Origin of the sequence: Sulfurospirillum sp. SCADC (genome assembly GCF_000743525.1) — a bacterium.
In the GTDB taxonomy this organism is placed as follows: domain Bacteria; phylum Campylobacterota; class Campylobacteria; order Campylobacterales; family Sulfurospirillaceae; genus Sulfurospirillum.
On the sequence record NZ_JQGK01000007.1, the window covers coordinates 64,214 to 76,015 of the forward strand.

Below are 11,802 nucleotides of genomic sequence, written 5' to 3' on the forward strand. Positions count from 1 at the left end.
TTATGCTCCAAAATCATAGATTGTTGATTGACGATTATGTTCTATGACCGTTTCAGGTATAGGAGTAAGATCAAAAGTTTTAGGAAGTTTTCGATTTTTGTTATTTGCTATTCTTTTTTCTTCAGAGAGAGCAATCAAATTATTAAAGTGATCGTCAACCTTTTTGGGGTTAGCTTCGAGATAATATTTGAATTTAGAAAGTTGATCAGAATAAGGATTGATATTTGTCTTAACTAGATCAGTAGAAAAATCATTAAGAGACTGAACTTGACCGTTAATAAGTCCTCGTTTAACACATTCGTTTTTAACTAAACCAAAGTGTTGAAGATTGTAAGTTTCAGGATTGAGTTTATAGTAATACGAAAGTAATTCGTATGATTTAAGATCAGAAACAGGAAGAACAGGGGGATTCAAAAGATTGCCTAAAACGTCGTAAATTTCAACAGAAAGGTTTTTTTGATGAACCTTTAAACACGGTTTATCTTCACGTAACCAATCTTTACGGATGAATGACCTACGGTGCATATACAAATCGCCATAATCATTTGAAATTTGTAAGATTTTACCATCATCATTCAATAAAACTTCTAAGCGACCATTATTATACATAGTAGTCATTTTGTGAAGATTGTATTGACCTTTTAAACAACGATACACGTCAAGCGATATGAAGGTACGAGACATAGTAACTCTTGGTATTTTATGATGAATATACCAAAGTGTAAGATCGCTCAGATCATTAAGATCACCTTTGCTTTTGCGAAGATCGTCAAGCGTTTTAAAAATATATTTCATGATGTAGGCAGTCGGATTATCAATCGCAACCCTACAATAGGATTTTTCATCTACAAAACGATGTTCAATAGCTTTAACACAATTATCCACATATTCAGCAGGGACAAAACACATGAAATTGAGATGGCATGTACCGTCTTTATGAGGCTCACGTGTCGTAACATAGCAACGATCATCTTTTGGAATAGCACGAAATACTTTTGAGTTTAAAATTGAGCGTACAGCATTACCAAGAATTTTGCTACCAGCGACAACAGAATGTGCGTCATCATTGATGTAATTATCGTTTCTAACTAGCCTTATTTTGTCATTTTTTAACGTTATTTGACGTTTAAAATGGTATTCAGGGGGAAGGGAAAGAACGGCAAAAATGCACTTTAAACCTTTGTCATTCGCATATTCATTCAAAGACCAAACTCGATGATTTAATTCAGCGATGTAACGATTTGAATTATGCCAAGCATTTTGAAAAAAGTCTGCATAAGGAATTTTTGCAACACCAGTGTCGATAAAATTCTCATAGAGATAATCTTGTTGTTTTTGCAATTTTGCCAAAACCGTTTTACGATCTTCTTTTGTTAATCCGTACATTTTAGAGTTCCTTTTCTATCTTATATTGGTACACATTTATTTTATAAGTAGCCAAGAGGCAACTTCGTCGCTCATTCCCCCGCTTGCGCGGGTGCCCCCTTTGGCTCCTCTGTTGCGTTTGAAAGAGAGATGAAAACAGAGAAAGTAAAGTCATTAATTGTTTCTGTTTTATGGCGTGTTAGAGACCCTAGAAGGGGTATATTTTCAATGATCGGGATATTAGACTCAGTCTGACTCCTATCAAATGAATTTATGCCAGCTAGAAGGAAACTATTGTGATTATCTAGGTAAACATGTGTTTGAACATGTTTTGAATTAATTGTGGGTGTTTCACTTTCATTTGCAAGGCTCTCAATGTAAAGATCAAGAGCAAAGGTTATACGTTCATCAAAAATAACGACATTTGTAACATTCAGTTTTAACCCTACTTTTTTATAACTTTTGGTGGTTGTAGTAACTGTCTGTGCATTGGTTGTTGATGTAGTGCCAGTAGAAACGGGAACTTCTTTTATACTCTCTAAAACTGCATCTTTGCCGTCAAGAAGAGTCACAACAGGATTGTAAATAATATCGCTTACACCTTGCGAACTCATCGCGTTAATAAAAGAGGTAAATTTAACGGGGTCTTTTACTGTAGTTTTAAGCGATACTGTAGAAGTTACGAGTTTTATATAAGCGTCGTCGAATTGTTTAAATATTTCAAAATCTGTTCCAACATCTTTTAATTTTGAATTGTTTGTTGCAATAACGACAAAAGTAAGTTGCCGAAGTTGATAAGAAGCGTCAAGGCTATTGAGCATGGAGCGAATAGCGTCAATTTGAGAGGGTAAACAACGTACCAAAACGCGATCTTTAAAAACAGAGACCCCAACACCTTGAAAGATAGATAAAGCCTTTGTGACATCGTTATTTGCAAGATAACGAAACTTAACAACGTAATAATCTTCTTTTTCTGTAACGTTGTTGTCAGATGGAGGAGTTAACGCTATATCAGGCTTTTTTTTGAAGATAATAATTGACTGAGCCGTTTCTTTAAAATCAAGATCATTGACCTGTAAAACATCAAGAAGAACGCTAAAGACATTCTCTTTTTTTGTGTAATCAAAGGTAGGGAAGAAAACGTTAAAATTAGTATTTACCTCCCCACTGATAACAATATTTTTACCCGAAACAGAAGAAAGTTCACGCACAAAATCAGGGAAAGAGATATTTTTATAGTCAGCTGAAAAGAGACTACTTAACAGGACTATCATTAGCAATATTTGCTTCATTGCTTCGCTCCTTAAATGGTAATAAAAATTCATTAATTGCAGGATTACAACGTAAATAATAATGAGCAAAATTTGCGCTCAATGTTTCATATAAAACAATCTCACACTTATAAATATTGACAATTTTGAGCATGTTTTTTTCACCTAAAACGATGGAGTAATTTTCAAAACGACACCCAGTCGAATAACAAAAAGCTCTTAAAAAAACACCTTCCGTTAAAAAAGGTTTTTCTTGTTGTATAGGTAAAGATTGAGTGTTTTGTTTTGAAATATTTTGGTCATTAGAATAGTTTAGATCAAAACTTTTGGAAATTTCATTTTTAGAATTTTGAGGAACATCTTTGGAAACTTTAGGAGCACCAAAGAAGAAAAAGTAAAAGTAAAGAGCAGGGATTAAAAAGAAAAGAGGCATAAGTTTTTTTAAAACGAAACTTTTATAAAGAACAGTTGAACCGCTATTATAAAAATTGTAAATATCTTTATTTAAAGTTAAGCTAACGTCCTCAATAAAATTGTCTTTACAGACTTCAGAAGTCGAATAGACTTTGTAAGAAAAAATCTTTGAATTTAAACGCTTAGCAGAAGATTTGGTAACTAAAAAAATATCACACTGATCAAAATAAGTTCTATTAATTTGCCTTTTTGATTGTAGGATAAAAAATACATCTATGCCCCAATGACCATGATAAGAAAGAAAACGATTTTTATGATCTTCCAGCGTTTTTGTGAAAGTACCATAAGCCTCATCGATAATAATTAAACAATGGTGATAATCAGCATAAACGCCGTTTTCAATCGCCCATTTGTCATAGTCATTACCGTAATCGATTAAACCCTGTTCTGCTTGTGTATATATGCCAAATTCCTGTTGCATAGCATTATCAAAGTCAGCTTTGTTATAACGCTTAACAAAACCATCAAAAGAGTCAAAAAGAAAACCATTAATATTGGTATAAATAAAACGATAAGGAGAAACACCTTTTTTATGTTTTTTAAATTCCTCAACGATTAAATGTACAAGTTTGTAAGTTTTACCGGAACGAGGACGCCCGACGATAGCAGAAAACATGGTGACTGGCTCCTTTTAATTTAACGTGTCATCAAGAGTAAAAGATCATTGATGATTTTTACGATGTTGCCCGTAATGGCTTTATAGAGCTTATAAAGCTGAATAACAAAGTAAACAGACAAAAGACCTATAAAAAGATCACCAGCGGTAATAAACGCGTCAGCAAGTCCACTTTCATGCAAAAAAGCGAAAGAAGAACTAACGATTTGAGAATTTGAAATACCGCCCCACGTTCCCCCTATGGAAGGCATAGAAGTAACTTGTGTAAATAAATCTTTAAAAGCGTTCCAAATACGCAAAATGTAAGAGGTAATAAAAGCAGCCGCCGCAATTAAAAAAGCAATGTAAAGAGCAACAACAGACTTTATAAGTACGTTAACAGATACGAAAATGCCAAATTTTTTGACAATAATTTCGATTAAACTAACCGCACCAGCCGCAATAAAATTAATCAACCATTGCATGTAATCCCCCTAAGCGTTTGGCGTGGTATTAAAAAGATGTTTAATAGCAAACATAATGACACCCCAAGAAAATAACAAAGTGAAAAAAACCGTTAAAAACGGTTTTCGCGGAGCTACAAACATACAAGGGTCAATGGTATAGGTTTTTATAGGTCCACCTGTACGATTTGCACCCGAAATAGTAAAAGGGCAAGTACCGTTAGGAATATTTACAGTTGGCTTATCAGTTAATTGATTTTTAGCGTCATCAAAAGCTTGAAAAAGATTTTTAAGATCAGAAAAAAGACCGTTAGTAAAATCAAAAAGTGTGTCAAGAGAGACGCTGTAATTTGTAAATGCTTGTGTTAATTTTGTAAGAGAAACGACAGCTTCGGCAGTTTTTGGTGACGTGTATTCCCACTCTTTTTGCTTTTGTAATTGAATTTCATCTAATTTATTTTTGATTTGATCTAATCTTTGGATAATAGGAGAAAGATTAATAGCTGTTTCAGTTCTGTCTGTTTCGACAGATTGCGAACCAGCATTTGAACTTGTTGAGATTGAACCGTCATCATTAACCTGTGTAATATTAGAAGGTTTATTGACTGTATTTGTAACGGTTCCAGTCGCGTCCGTTGTTGTAGTGTAAGCGCCGTTAAAAGTTTTTGTACCATTGGCAGTATTAACGATGTACGAATAACCAACTTCATTTACAGTAGCACCCGTTGACTGCTTTATTTGATTGACAGTAAAATCCGCTACCGTTGCGTCAGGATAAGTGACCTTACCTTTATAAACAGTAGCAACAGAACCATCAACATTTGTCTTTTCAGATTGCTTGACAACAGCAACAGGATAGCTTTGAACTTCCGTTTTGTTTAGATATTGGCTGAGATCGATTTTTGTTGCAACAGTAGCGCCAACAGGCGCAGAAGTTGCAGGCGCAAGATCAGGGATTGTGCCCTTAGAAGCCATATTAGCCGAACCCAACATATTGTCACCAAACTTTGTTACATCATCGCCCTTATAAAAATTATCGCCAATTTTAGAAGTAACAGCAGGGTCAACACCAAGATCATTGACAGGAGCTGAAGGGACTTCAGAAGTATCCGTTATATAGCCATTATCTTTCAAAAATTTATTATAAGCCGCAGTGGTTTCAGCATCGGTGACGGCATTTTTTGGATTAAAACCAATATTACCGGTAACACCTTCAGAAGTCATGCCTAAATCTTCAACAACAGGTTCATATTTTGTTAAAGGAAAATCACCTTGTTTATTTTTGTATTCTAATAAAAGCTGTTTTTCGGAAACTGCTTTATTAGCTAAAGAAGCAGGAAAAGGTTTAACAGCACCAAGGATAAAACCACTCATTAAAAATGTAGAGTCAAGTCTAAAAACGTCGCTTTTAATCCATTGCTCATTTACACAACCCTCACCATGTTCTAAAATATACATAGTGTAATAATCCTGTACACTCTCACCCATCATCGATTTTTTATAATAAGTACCACCTTGTGAAGCACAATCAGGTTCACTAAGATCAGTACGTGGCAAACATGTATAATAAGTTGTTTTAAAAAGACCCGTAATATCAGTCGCTTGATCTGTCCAAAAGTATTTCATTTGGGAAGGGCAATCAACTAAAGGTCTACACTCATCTTTTGTGGCGGTGCCATCTTCGTTTTGAATATTTTTTGAAAAATAACCAGGATTACAATCACATTGTTGTGTCGTTTGATTTAATGTTCCATTTGTACCACATGTAGGAATAACGCACTCACCATTAACGATTATACTAGGAGATTGACACGTTCCTGTATCTTTAACATAATTTTGAGTAACATGATCACCAACAGAACGACCAAAAAAAGGAATAGAAGTACAATAATTAATAATTAAAAGAAGACTAGTAGAAGAAAAATTCATAATCTGATAAGAATAGCCATTCAAAGGAGTAGGAATACCTAAGTCAACACCTGTAACAAAATTATAAGAATTACCAGACTTCACATAAGTAACACCACCATATGTATAATATGTTGGTGAAACAATATCAGAAAAAGAAGTCGTTACCATTATTATTAAAGCTAGGAATATTTTTTTCATTTTGAAGTCCAAAACATAGGAACGCAAAGAGCTTTTTTAAAGTTTTCGACATTTATTACGATCAAAACCAAATCCCCTAGAGATGATTTCTCCGTAGCACGTCCGACTTGCGTGAACCCGACGTGAAAAAACCTTAAACGGTCGTTTTTCACATCGTGTGCCCGTCTGCGTCTCTTCTCAGGTTGAAACTTCTTTTTTTCGTTAAAGTTTTCTCTTTTAAAGAGCGAAGAGCAAAGAGAGGGGCAAGTAAGGAAAGATTGCATGTCAATCCTTTGTTAGTGTAAGGGCAGAAATATAGATAAACAATGGAACGAAAAAGACGGCGTATTGCGCTAAAAAGAAATTGAACGTTTCGTTGGATAAAACTACTACTTCCATTTTATTTCCTTGACGCCACTAAGATAAGACCAAGTAAAAAGGTAAATCCAACAAGGTTACCCGTAAGACCCATTAAAAAACTGTATTGGTTTGGAGTAAGATTTAACGAAGCGCTTGTTGCGTTTACATCTTCAGCAAGAAGAGAAAAAGGAATTAAAAATAAAAGATATTTCAACATGACTGACACCTTAAAAGGGGCGAAAGCCCCTTGATTTAACGAACAAAACCTTTGGAACGTTTCGCAACCATGAAAACGATACAAACGACCAAAACACCTGCAAAAACGTAGTCAAACAGAGCAAAATCCGCTTTTAACTCAGTTGTAGGAACAACAGGAGAGTCACCCGCCATCAAATTACCAGCGGCTACCGCACCCGCAACAACTAAACCTTTACCCGCTGTAACAACAGATTGACCCGCACTAACTGCTTTAGCAGTTAATTTTTTCCACGACATAAGAACTCCTTACATGAGATGTATTAGAGCCAAAGCTCAAAAGAAGACTGGAATTCTTTTCAACTTTGATCTAAGAAACCCCCTTTTTAAAGGAAAAGGGTAAAACCTGTAAATGCTATTTAGAAGCTGGAGGCTGTAAAAGTGGGTCTTTATCGAATGTGAAAAACTGCATTTTTTCATCAGGGAAAAGATAGTTACCGTTTGACGTTGTAATAAAAACGTGAGGAACAGCAATAAATTTGCCTTTAAGTGGGTCAAATTTTAGTTTCATTTCCACAGGATAAGACAGTGTCTCAGTGCTTTTAACGAGGTAACCTTCGTTATCTTTTGAACTGAATGTGATCGTAACGTCGATCAAAGGTTTCATTTCACCTGATTTTTTATCTTTACGCTCAACTGGGCGAACCTCTTCGAGTAAACCGATTAGATATACGTGCATGACAAGCTCCTTTAAGGAAGATTTTTTGACTGGTTGGAATAGATCAGGGGCGGAGCCAGTCAACCACCCCATGACAAGAATTTCCCTCGCTAACGCAGAAACTCTTTCAGAGCCTTTACATGTAAAAGCTTTGAAAAAGTATTTTTTTATTAAAAAAAATAGAAATGCTATAATGCAACTTAAATATTTTAATGAAAAAGAACACATACTTAAAATACATAAGGAACTATACTAAAATATATTAAGTATGTCAAGAGGAATAAATGAATAATAAAGAATTTGCAGAATATTTAGGAATATCAGAGCCAACCATATATTCATGGAAAAAAAACAAAAAAAATTTATATGAAATAGTAATGCAATGGAAGAATGGAAGCTTAAATAAACTTAGTATAGAAGAAGAAAAAATCCTAAAGATATTTAAGTCGTTAAATGAAAAACAACAAAAATATTATCTATTAAAAATGGAAAGTGATGTTATTCAAAATGAAATGAACGAGGAGAATTACAAAAAATGAACTACTTAGAAAATAATCAAAACAAAAATGGTGTACCAAGATATGTATGGATTGCTATAACAGCACTTATAGGATATATAATAATCGGAAGTTTTTTAGACAAAATAGAAGAAAGAAGATTAACCCTAAAAATGGAAGCTCTAGGAGACAATTTAAATAGAGAACTAGGAAAAAGTTTTGAAATAATGAATAAAAGCTTTGAAAAAAGTATGAACATGTTTCAAGATAAACCTAAAATAACAATACCATATCCAACACAACAAGAAACTACAAAAAAAGCTCCTGTTACAATTATTGAAGAACCTATAAAAACAGAAACAAAGACTTTACAAAAAGAAGAGGTAAAAACACCAACAAAAAACCCAAATATCAAGATCGAGATGCACTAAAAAAGTATGTACCTTTTATTCAAATCCCCCCGACCGCACCATTTTATCTCCTCTTTTTTAATATCTCCATTTTTATAAAACTCAATGTTGAATTATGTTATTATTAGTCCTATTTTTTCAATTCTGAAAGGTTCTTGATGCGAGAGTTAGAGCTAAAAAATGTCATCAAACTTGGTGAACGTGAGTTTTTAATTTCAACCATTAGTATGCATGTTCGCCACTCTTTTTTTGAAGGTGATTCTAAAAAAATTGTCTATGAAACCATGGTGTTTGAGATTATGAATGACGAAGTACAATTTCATCATCCTATCTTCAATGAACGCTACAATATGGCAGACGAAGCAATCGCAGAACACGGTGCTATTATTCAACATCCCGAAAACTTTTTTATTATCTAATGTAACCTCTTTTAACGCATGAAAAAGATTTTTTTACTTTGCTGTTTGAGTTTGGGAGTGCTTCTTGCTCAAAATACAAAAGATATTTTAATTATCCAGTCGTACCATAAAGGGTATAAGTGGAGCGATGATATTTCAAAAACGATTGAAAAAAATTTTTCAAATCAAGAAAATATTTTTATATCAACGGTTTATATGGATACCAAACGTATTGATACCCCCGAATATTTAGAAGAGTTCTACCGCTATTATAAAGAGCGCTTTAGTCATTACACGTTTGATATTGTTATCGCAGTAGACAACAGCGCATTAGCCTTTGTTAAAGAACATTATGAAGAGCTTTTTTCACACAAAACTCCTATTGTTTTTGTTGGTATCAATAATTTTGAACCCACGTTAATTGATGGAATCAAAAACATTAGTGGCGTGGTTGAAAATGTAGATATTGAAAAAAATATTGATTTAATGATAACGTTACAGCCTAATCTTGATAAAATCTTAATTATCAATGAGAAAACAATCACAGGTGATGCTATTCGCAAAGAGATTGATGCGGTGAGTCCAAAGTATGAAAGTCGCATAGAAATTGAGCATGTTGATAGTATGGATATGGATGAAATTGCATCAAAAACAGCGGGCTTGAGCAAAAACAGTGCTATTTTATGGGTTCTCCTCTTCAAAGATAAAACGGGACGTTTTTTTACCTATAAAGATAATTTACAACAGATTCGTAAAATCACGCACATACCTATTTATGGACTTTGGGATTTTTATTTGGATTATGGCATTGTAGGAGGTTTTTTAACCAGTGCGACAGCGCAAGCAGAGGCCGCTTCAAAAATAGTCGATCAAATTTTTGCAGGAAAAGATCCTCAGACGATTCCCATCGTGGAAAGAAGTCCCAACCGCTATCTCTTCGATTACAAAGAGCTTACCAATCATCAAATAGATCCATCTCCTGTTTTAAAAAATTACGAAGTGATCAATAAGCCTTTCTCTTTTTATGAGGAGTATAAGCATTATATTTGGCTTTTTGCTGCTATTTTTAGTGCTATCATTATGATTATTCTCTTTTTAATGCAAAATGTGCGCATTCGTAAACAGAGTGAAATGGCACTTAAAAATCAGCTGGAATTTATCAAAGTGCTACTCGATACAATCCCTAACCCTATCTATTTTACCGATGTCGAAGGGAAATATATTGGGAGCAATATGGCGTTTGCAAAGCTGTATGATCAAAGCAAAGAGGAGATTATTGGAAAATCCATTTTTGATTTTTTCCCAAAAGAGTGGGCATCTGAGAGGCGAAAAAGCGATGTTGAGCTCTTAGCCAAAAAAGGTTCCGATATGCTTGAATTAATGTTGCATCTTCCTAAAAAAAGAGCGCGACTTTTTACACTGAGTAAAGCAGTCTACAGCAATATTGATGGGAGCGTGGGTGGTATCGTTTGTATTATGGATGATATGACAGAGCGGGTGCAACAACAACAATTTTTAATTCAACAATCGAAACTGACCGAAATGGGTGAGATGATCGCAGGTGTTGCGCATCAGTGGAATGAGCCTTTGGTGGAGCTTTCGGCAATCATGCAAGATATGGAGTTTTGTTTTAATAGTGGGGAGATGGATCGGGCAAAAATGAAAGAGTTTGTACGTGACGCCATCATTCAGATACAATACATGTCACAAACGCTGAAAGATTTTCGTAATTTTCTTAAACCCTCCACCAAGAAGACACTCTTTTGCGCTAAAAAAGCGTTGAATGAAGTGTTAGAGATCATTGGTAGGCAGATCTTTTATGCGCATATTGATCTTAATGTCACTTACCTTAAAGAGGCAGAATCGTTTCCGGTGTATGGTTATGAAAATGAGTTTAAACAAGTGCTCATCAATGTCATTAATAATGCTAAAATCAAACTGGTAAAAGCGCACAAAGGTGGGAAAATTAGTATTGAAGTTGATCGTGAGATGATCTATACCAAAATCATCATTAGCGACGATGGAGGATTTATTCCTGAAAAAATCATTGGGTTTATTTTTGATCCGTATTTTACGACGAACAAAAATGGAACAGGGTTAGGGTTGTATATGGCGAAGATGATTATTGAAGATAAAATGGGTGGCAGTATTCGCGTGCAGAATAAAGATACGAGCACCGTCGAGTTTACCATTTTAGTTCCGAATGCAAACAAAGGCAGCGAATGAAAATTTTACTTTTAGAAGACAATGCACGCTTTAATGCCACGATCGTCAAACGGTTGGAAGCGAAAGGGTACCGTATAGATTCATTTACGGATGGGCAAGAAGCGTATAATGCTTTGGATAATGGCTATGCCTGTTTTCTTTTAGACATCAACGTTCCCAGTCTTGATGGCATTGAAATCTTGAAAAAAATACGCGATTTTTACCCAGAGACGCCAGTGATTATTATGAGCTCCAGTGTGGAACTTGAAGTGATCAAAGATGCTTACAATTATGGGTGTAACGATTTCTTGAAAAAGCCATTTTTTATTGATGAACTTGAAATTAAAATTGAAAAACTCTGCAATATTCGCCATGATATTGTGGATTTAGGGCATGAGTGTTGTTTTGATTTTAAAACAAGCTTGCTTCGTATCGGGGAAGCGCAAGAAGAGCACCTTTCGCGTAAAGAAAAACTTCTGTTAAATGTCCTCATTAGCGAAAAAGGAAAAGTGGTTACGTTTGATAAAATTCAAGCGATGGTATGGGAAGGCAATTTTGCAAGTTTGGATTCGATTCGCTCTTTGATGCGACGACTGCGTAAAAAAATTCCGTTTGAGTGTATCGAAACGGTAGTCGATGTAGGATATATTCTGCGTTATTAGTGCTTTACATGTAAGCTATTTGACTCAATGGTTCAGATGTTGCATTCAACGTTACGCACTCTTTTGTAAAATATAAAGCGAGCATCTTTGGAAGAAGGTT

Annotated in this window: 14 protein-coding genes; 6 read left to right on the plus strand and 8 right to left on the minus strand. The window is 34.7% G+C overall.

What is annotated here, in order from left to right; translation table 11 throughout:
- The 8 genes from JU57_RS06000 to JU57_RS06035 all read right to left on the minus strand — a co-directional run bounded on the left by JU57_RS06000 (nucleotide 1) and on the right by JU57_RS06035 (nucleotide 7,551).
- On the minus strand, nucleotides 1-1,386 hold the full coding sequence (locus JU57_RS06000) for a hypothetical protein (protein WP_051906658.1): 1,386 nt from the start codon (nucleotides 1,384-1,386) through the stop codon (nucleotides 1-3).
- A 71-nt stretch (nucleotides 1,387-1,457) separates the two neighbouring features.
- Nucleotides 1,458-2,657 (minus strand): hypothetical protein, encoded by a 1,200-nt coding sequence (locus JU57_RS06005; RefSeq protein ID WP_051906660.1) that lies wholly within the window; start codon nucleotides 2,655-2,657, stop codon nucleotides 1,458-1,460.
- Entirely contained in the window at nucleotides 2,620-3,726 is a 1,107-nt protein-coding gene (locus tag JU57_RS06010; RefSeq protein ID WP_051906662.1) for a zonular occludens toxin domain-containing protein, read from the minus strand. Before JU57_RS06010 ends, JU57_RS06005 begins: the two co-directional genes overlap by 38 nt.
- Nucleotides 3,727-3,746: 20 nt before the next feature.
- Nucleotides 3,747-4,190, minus strand: coding sequence for a hypothetical protein (locus JU57_RS06015; protein ID WP_037958283.1), 444 nt, complete (start codon nucleotides 4,188-4,190; stop codon nucleotides 3,747-3,749).
- A gap of 9 nt (nucleotides 4,191-4,199) precedes the next feature.
- A complete protein-coding gene (locus JU57_RS06020; RefSeq protein WP_037958286.1) occupies nucleotides 4,200-6,278 on the minus strand; it encodes a hypothetical protein in 2,079 nt (692 codons plus the stop codon).
- 379 nt (nucleotides 6,279-6,657) lie between these two features.
- The gene (locus JU57_RS14060) at nucleotides 6,658-6,834 is read right to left on the minus strand and encodes a hypothetical protein (protein WP_294876227.1); all 177 of its coding nucleotides are present in this window, start codon (nucleotides 6,832-6,834) and stop codon (nucleotides 6,658-6,660) included.
- Between the two features lie 35 nt (nucleotides 6,835-6,869).
- Complete coding sequence (locus JU57_RS06030; RefSeq protein ID WP_037958293.1) at nucleotides 6,870-7,112, minus strand: hypothetical protein; 243 nt, start codon at nucleotides 7,110-7,112, stop codon at nucleotides 6,870-6,872.
- Nucleotides 7,113-7,227: 115 nt separating this feature from the next.
- A complete protein-coding gene (locus JU57_RS06035; RefSeq protein WP_037958295.1) occupies nucleotides 7,228-7,551 on the minus strand; it encodes a hypothetical protein in 324 nt (107 codons plus the stop codon).
- Nucleotides 7,552-7,576: 25 nt separating this feature from the next.
- Between JU57_RS06035 and JU57_RS06040 the strand changes: the two genes are divergently transcribed.
- From JU57_RS06040 to JU57_RS06065, 6 genes are all read left to right on the plus strand, one after another.
- Complete coding sequence (locus JU57_RS06040) at nucleotides 7,577-7,786, plus strand: hypothetical protein (RefSeq protein ID WP_037958297.1); 210 nt, start codon at nucleotides 7,577-7,579, stop codon at nucleotides 7,784-7,786.
- Between the two features lie 28 nt (nucleotides 7,787-7,814).
- Nucleotides 7,815-8,069, plus strand: coding sequence for a hypothetical protein (locus JU57_RS06045; protein ID WP_037958300.1), 255 nt, complete (start codon nucleotides 7,815-7,817; stop codon nucleotides 8,067-8,069).
- The gene (locus JU57_RS06050; RefSeq protein ID WP_037958303.1) at nucleotides 8,066-8,458 is read left to right on the plus strand and encodes a hypothetical protein; all 393 of its coding nucleotides are present in this window, start codon (nucleotides 8,066-8,068) and stop codon (nucleotides 8,456-8,458) included. Before JU57_RS06045 ends, JU57_RS06050 begins: the two co-directional genes overlap by 4 nt.
- A gap of 137 nt (nucleotides 8,459-8,595) precedes the next feature.
- Nucleotides 8,596-8,856 carry a hypothetical protein gene (locus tag JU57_RS06055; RefSeq protein WP_037958305.1) on the plus strand — a complete coding sequence of 87 codons (261 nt, stop codon included), beginning with the start codon at nucleotides 8,596-8,598 and terminating at the stop codon, nucleotides 8,854-8,856.
- Between the two features lie 18 nt (nucleotides 8,857-8,874).
- Nucleotides 8,875-11,061, plus strand: coding sequence for an ABC transporter substrate binding protein (locus JU57_RS06060; protein WP_037958309.1), 2,187 nt, complete (start codon nucleotides 8,875-8,877; stop codon nucleotides 11,059-11,061).
- Entirely contained in the window at nucleotides 11,058-11,702 is a 645-nt protein-coding gene (locus JU57_RS06065) for a response regulator transcription factor (protein ID WP_037958312.1), read from the plus strand. The genes JU57_RS06060 and JU57_RS06065 overlap by 4 nt, the downstream gene beginning before the upstream one ends.
- Nucleotides 11,703-11,802 lie beyond the last annotated feature (100 nt).

Excerpts from the sequence above, each read along its gene's own strand:
- JU57_RS06065 (WP_037958312.1), top strand. The coding sequence starts at position 11,058 with ATGAAAATTTTACTTTTAGAAGACAATGCACGCTTTAATGCCACGATC.
- JU57_RS06050 (WP_037958303.1), top strand. The coding sequence starts at position 8,066 with ATGAACTACTTAGAAAATAATCAAAACAAAAATGGTGTACCAAGATAT.
- JU57_RS06010 (WP_051906662.1), bottom strand. The coding sequence starts at position 3,726 with ATGTTTTCTGCTATCGTCGGGCGTCCTCGTTCCGGTAAAACTTACAAA.
- JU57_RS06000 (WP_051906658.1), bottom strand. The coding sequence starts at position 1,386 with ATGTACGGATTAACAAAAGAAGATCGTAAAACGGTTTTGGCAAAATTG.
- JU57_RS06055 (WP_037958305.1), top strand. The coding sequence starts at position 8,596 with ATGCGAGAGTTAGAGCTAAAAAATGTCATCAAACTTGGTGAACGTGAG.
- JU57_RS06060 (WP_037958309.1), top strand. The coding sequence starts at position 8,875 with ATGAAAAAGATTTTTTTACTTTGCTGTTTGAGTTTGGGAGTGCTTCTT.
- JU57_RS06005 (WP_051906660.1), bottom strand. The coding sequence starts at position 2,657 with ATGAAGCAAATATTGCTAATGATAGTCCTGTTAAGTAGTCTCTTTTCA.
- JU57_RS06015 (WP_037958283.1), bottom strand. The coding sequence starts at position 4,190 with ATGCAATGGTTGATTAATTTTATTGCGGCTGGTGCGGTTAGTTTAATC.
- JU57_RS06030 (WP_037958293.1), bottom strand. The coding sequence starts at position 7,112 with ATGTCGTGGAAAAAATTAACTGCTAAAGCAGTTAGTGCGGGTCAATCT.
- JU57_RS06035 (WP_037958295.1), bottom strand. The coding sequence starts at position 7,551 with ATGCACGTATATCTAATCGGTTTACTCGAAGAGGTTCGCCCAGTTGAG.
- JU57_RS14060 (WP_294876227.1), bottom strand. The coding sequence starts at position 6,834 with ATGTTGAAATATCTTTTATTTTTAATTCCTTTTTCTCTTCTTGCTGAA.
- JU57_RS06045 (WP_037958300.1), top strand. The coding sequence starts at position 7,815 with ATGAATAATAAAGAATTTGCAGAATATTTAGGAATATCAGAGCCAACC.
- JU57_RS06020 (WP_037958286.1), bottom strand. The coding sequence starts at position 6,278 with ATGAAAAAAATATTCCTAGCTTTAATAATAATGGTAACGACTTCTTTT.